5 protein-coding genes are annotated in these 4,314 nt (G+C 74.5%); 3 read left to right on the top strand and 2 right to left on the bottom strand.

Translation table 11 applies throughout. From position 1 onward, the window contains the following. Positions 1-123 precede the first annotated feature (123 nt). Together OZN99_RS26590 and OZN99_RS26585 are read left to right on the top strand one after the other, a co-directional pair. Positions 124-987, top strand: coding sequence for a DMT family transporter (locus tag OZN99_RS26590; protein WP_270938249.1), 864 nt, complete (start codon positions 124-126; stop codon positions 985-987). 77 nt (positions 988-1,064) lie between these two features. Next, positions 1,065-1,829, top strand: a complete 765-nt coding sequence (locus tag OZN99_RS26585; RefSeq protein ID WP_270938248.1) for an alpha/beta fold hydrolase — start codon at positions 1,065-1,067, stop codon at positions 1,827-1,829. Here OZN99_RS26585 and OZN99_RS26580 read toward each other — a convergent pair. Then, on the bottom strand, positions 1,807-2,403 hold the full coding sequence (locus tag OZN99_RS26580; RefSeq protein WP_270938247.1) for an HD domain-containing protein: 597 nt from the start codon (positions 2,401-2,403) through the stop codon (positions 1,807-1,809). The two genes, OZN99_RS26585 and OZN99_RS26580, sit on opposite strands and share 23 nt — an antisense overlap. A 44-nt stretch (positions 2,404-2,447) precedes the next feature. Continuing rightward, the gene (locus OZN99_RS26575) at positions 2,448-3,335 is read right to left on the bottom strand and encodes a metallophosphoesterase (protein ID WP_270938246.1); all 888 of its coding nucleotides are present in this window, start codon (positions 3,333-3,335) and stop codon (positions 2,448-2,450) included. A gap of 63 nt (positions 3,336-3,398) precedes the next feature. On the opposite strand from OZN99_RS26575, the gene OZN99_RS26570 reads away from it, so the two are divergent. Further along, a partial coding sequence (locus OZN99_RS26570; protein WP_270938245.1) for an FAD-binding domain-containing protein occupies positions 3,399-4,314 on the top strand: 916 nt, incomplete at its 3' end.

Genomic DNA, 4,314 nt, shown 5'->3' with positions numbered 1-4,314 from the left:
CGACCTGGCCCCCCGCCGCCCCGGCAGCGCGGAGGAGGCGCTGGCGCTGCGCGCGCGGCTCGGCGCCCTGGTCGCGCATGATTGAGCAGCACGGCCGCCGCGGCGCGGCGCGCTGAGCCGCGGATGTCCATGGCCCCCGCCATGCGGATGCTGCTGGTGGCCGTGGTGCTGTTCGGCGGCGCCTGGCCGGTCACCAAGGCGGCGCTGGCGGATGCGACGCCGCTGTGGTTCGGCACCGGCCGCGCCGCATTCGGCGGGCTCGCCATCACGGTGCTGCTCGCCGTGCTGGGCCGGCTGCACCTGCCGCGGCAGGGCGATGTGCGGGCGGTGCTCGCGGTGGGCCTGTTCCAGCTCGGCGGCTTCTTCCTGCTGACGCACCTGGCCGTCGCACTGGTGCCGGCCGGGCGCACCGCGGTGCTGTCGAACGTCGTCACCTACTGGCTGATCCCGCTCTCCGTGCTGTTCCTGGGGGAGCAGGTCTCGGCCCGGCGCTGGGCCGCGGCGGGGCTGGGGCTGGCGGGTGCGGCCGCGCTGATCGGGCCCTGGGCGGTGGACTGGTCGGACCGCGGCGTGCTGGCCGGCCACGCCATGCTGGTGCTGGCCGCCCTGCTGTGGAGCATCGCCATCATCGTCACGCGCCGCTGGCCCCCGCGCAGCCCGATGCTGGACCTGCTGCCCTGGTGCTTCGGCCTGGGCACGTTGATCCTGGCGCCGATCGCGCTGCTGGCGGAGCCGCAGGGCGGCATCGGCGCGACGTCCTGGCCGCACATGCTCTTCGTCGGCCTCTTCGCCGCGCCCATCGCCACCTGGTGCATCGTGGAGGCCGGGCGCCGCCTGCCGGCCGCCGTCGCCTCGGTCGGCTTCCTGCTGGTGCCGGCGCTCGGCGTGCTGCTCGGCGCGCTGTGGCTGGGCGAGCCGGTGGGCTGGGACGTCATCGTCGGCGGTGTTCTGATCGTGGCGAGCGTGGTGCTCGCGGCACGAGGATGACGGACGCTGGCGGCGCGCAGCTGATCAACCGCTCCCTCTCCCGCTTGGCGGAAGAGGGTCGGGGTGGGGGTTCTTCCATGCGACTGTCATTCACCGAACTCGGCACCGGCCGCCCCGTCGCGTTCCTGCATGGGCTGCTCGGCGCCGGGCAGAATTTCGGCGCCATCCAGAAGGCGCTCGCCGCGCGCGGCCATCGCGTGCTGGCGCTCGACCTCCGCAACCACGGCGCCTCGCCGCAGGCACCGACCATGTCCTACCCGGAAATGGCTGCCGACGTGGCGGAGACGCTGCAGGCCGAAGGCGCCTGGCCTGCCGCCATCGTCGGCCATTCCATGGGTGGCAAGGCGGCGATGGCGCTGGCCCTGGCGCATGGCGAAGGCGTGGAGCGCCTGGTCGTCGCGGACATCGCGCCCGTCACCTACCCGACGCCGCTCTTCACCCGCTACGTCGCGGCGATGCGCGCCATCGCGCTGCGCCCCGGCCTGTCGCGCCGCGACGCCGACGCCGCGCTGGCGGAGGCCGTGCCCAACCCGGCGCTGCGCGGCTTCCTGCTGCAGAACCTGCTGTTCGCCGAGACGCCGCCGCGCTGGCGCGTCGCGCTGGACACCATCGCTTCCGAGATGGGCGCGATCGGCGGCTGGCCCGACCTGCCCGGCCGCTACGACGGGCGCGTGCTGGTGCTGGCCGGCGACAGTTCCGACTACATCCTGCCGGAGCACCATGCGCGCTTCCGCGCCCTGTTCCCCGCCGCGCGCTTCGCCACGATCAAGGCCGGCCACTGGCTGCACGCCGAGAACCCGGCCGCCTTCCTGGAGGCGGTCACGGCGTTCCTGGAAGGGTAGGGGCGCTCGCATCCGCCTTCAGCCGCGCCCGCGTCGCCGCGTCCAGCCGGTCGCGCAGCGCGGCGAGCAGCGGATGCGCGTCGGTGTCCTTGCGCCCGTAGTCCAGGTTGTAGGCCAGGTCGAACTCCGGCGGGTTCACGCCCTGGGCGTGCTGCAGGATGGTCTCCAGCTTGTCGAGGCCGCGCGCCAGCCGGCCTTCCGGCGTGGCGCCGGTCTCGTACTCCTCCCACAGCGCCAGGATCTGCTGCCGCGGGCCGGAGGGCAGGGTGGCGGTCAGCGTGCCGAGCGCCTCGCGTTCCCGCGCTTCCTTCACGCCGGCGCGGCGCGGGGCGGGGGCGGGCAGGTCGCCGGTCAGCGCCTCGGCCAGGTCGTGCACCAGGCAGACCTTCAGCAGCCGCCCGGTGTCCACGCCGAGTTCGTCGCCCAGCACCAGCGCCAGCAGGCAGAGCCGCCAGGTGTGCTCCGCCGTGCTCTCGGTGCGGCCGGAGGCGGTGCGGCCGTTGCGCAGCGTGTCCTTCAGGCGTTCCGCCAGCGCCAGGAACGCCAGCGTGCCGCCGATCCCGTCATCGTCCATCGCGGCATCATACCGGCCACGCATCCGTGCGGCAGTCCGCCGGCTCATGCCGCGCCCACACGAATCAGCGTGATCTCCGGCGGGACGCCGAATCGCACCGGCATGATGGAGGTGCCGATCCCGCCCGAGACCACCAGGTGCTTCCCGTCCTCGACCACATGCCCATAGGCATAGCGGTTGCCGTAGCGCGAGGGCACGACGGGCGAATGGCCGAGGATCCGCACCTGCCCGCCATGGGTGTGCCCGGACAGCGTCAGCGCCACCCGCCCGGCCGGCACGCGGGGGAAGATGTCGGGCTCGTGGCACAGCAGCACCACGGGATCGTCGTCCGTCACCCTGGCCAGCGCGCGGCCGATGTCGTCGGTGCCGACATAGCGCCGCCCCGGCGCGCGGAAGGACCACAAGCTGCCGAGCCCCGCCAGCCAAGCGCCGCCGACCTTCACGGCGTCGTTGTGCAGCACGCCGATGCCCGCGCGTTCCAGCATGGCGGCGAAGCGCGGCAGCCCGCGCCGGCTGTCCTGCACCGCCGCATCCTCCCACCAGTCGTGGTTGCCGAGCACGGCGTGCACGCCGCCCGGCGCGCGCAACTCGCCGAGCAGCCGCGCGGTGGTGTCCGCCAGCCCCGGCGCGCCGGTCAGCTTCCCGCCCGCCGTCATGTCGCCCAGCACCAGGAACAGGTCCACCGGCTGCTTCAGCGCGACCTCGAGGATCGCCTCCACCCGGCGGAACGGCATGTGCGGCCCGCCGGCATGCAGGTCCGCGATGACGCCGAGCGTGAGGCTCCGCCCGGGCGGCCAGCCGGCCGGCGCGACACGATGCTCCACCACATGCAGCAGCCAGCCCGGCTCGACCTCGAAGGCATAGGCGGCGCCCGTCGCGCCCGCGGCCGCCAGCCCAGCCAGCGTGCCCAGCACGCCGCGGCGTGTCGGCATCGGGATCGTCATCGTCCTCCCCGGCGGTTGCGGCCGCGCAGTCTGACCCGATCTTGCGGCGGCATGATGACCGAGACCTTTCCCGCCAGCCGCGCCGAGGCCCTGGCGCGGCTCGACGCCTTCGCGCCGCGGATGGGCGCAGCCTACGCCACGGGCCGCAACACCGATCCCGGCCCGGGCCGGCGCCACGACGTCTCCCTGCTCTCGCCCGCGCTGCGCCACCGCCTGGTGACGGAGGCGGAGGTGGTCGGCACGGCGCTGGACCGCCACGGCGCGCAGGCGGCGGAGAAGTTCATCCAGGAGGTGTTCTGGCGCAGCTACTGGAAGGGCTGGCTCGAGCTGCGCCCCGGCGTCTGGGACGCCTACCGGGCGGAGCTGGCGCGCGACCGCGCGATGCTGGCGACCAACGGCGGCCTGCGCCACGCCTACGAGAAGGCCGTCGCCGGCGCCACCGGCATCGCGTGCTTCGACGCCTGGATGGCGGAGCTGCGCACGAGCTTCTGGCTGCACAATCACGTGCGCATGTGGGTCGCCAGCATCTGGATCTTCACGCTGCGCCTGCCCTGGACGCTGGGCGCGGAGCTGTTCCTGCATCATCTGCTGGATGGCGACGCGGCCTCCAACACGCTGTCCTGGCGCTGGGTGGCGGGGATGCAGACGCCCGGCAAGCACTACGTCGCGCGCGCCGAGAACATCCGGCGTCACACCGAAGGCCGCTTTGACCCGGTGGGCGAGCTGGAGGAGGCGCCGCTGCCCCTTACCGCGCCGCCCCCGCCGCCGATCCGCCCGCTGCCGCCATCGGCCACGCTGCCCGCCGGCCCCGTCGCGCTGCTGCTGCACGAGGACGACCTGCACCCGGAAAGCCTGCTGCGCCCCACCGCGCCGGTCGCCGCCATCGCCGCCATCGCCGTGCCGGAGCGCCGCGCGCCCACCGGCTGCGCGCCGGAGGTCGCGGGCTTCGTCCGCCGCGCCGTCGCCG

Origin of the sequence: Falsiroseomonas oryzae (genome assembly GCF_027856955.1) — a bacterium.
In the GTDB taxonomy this organism is placed as follows: domain Bacteria; phylum Pseudomonadota; class Alphaproteobacteria; order Acetobacterales; family Acetobacteraceae; genus Falsiroseomonas; species Falsiroseomonas oryzae.
The sequence above is the reverse complement of the archived record's forward strand: the minus strand, read 5'-3'. Positions and strand labels throughout refer to the sequence as shown.

Bases quoted from the DNA above. Each gene is read 5' to 3' on its own strand.
- OZN99_RS26590 (WP_270938249.1), top strand. From the start codon at position 124: ATGTCCATGGCCCCCGCCATGCGGATGCTGCTGGTGGCCGTGGTGCTG.
- OZN99_RS26585 (WP_270938248.1), top strand. From the start codon at position 1,065: ATGCGACTGTCATTCACCGAACTCGGCACCGGCCGCCCCGTCGCGTTC.
- OZN99_RS26580 (WP_270938247.1), bottom strand. From the start codon at position 2,403: ATGGACGATGACGGGATCGGCGGCACGCTGGCGTTCCTGGCGCTGGCG.
- OZN99_RS26575 (WP_270938246.1), bottom strand. From the start codon at position 3,335: ATGCCGACACGCCGCGGCGTGCTGGGCACGCTGGCTGGGCTGGCGGCC.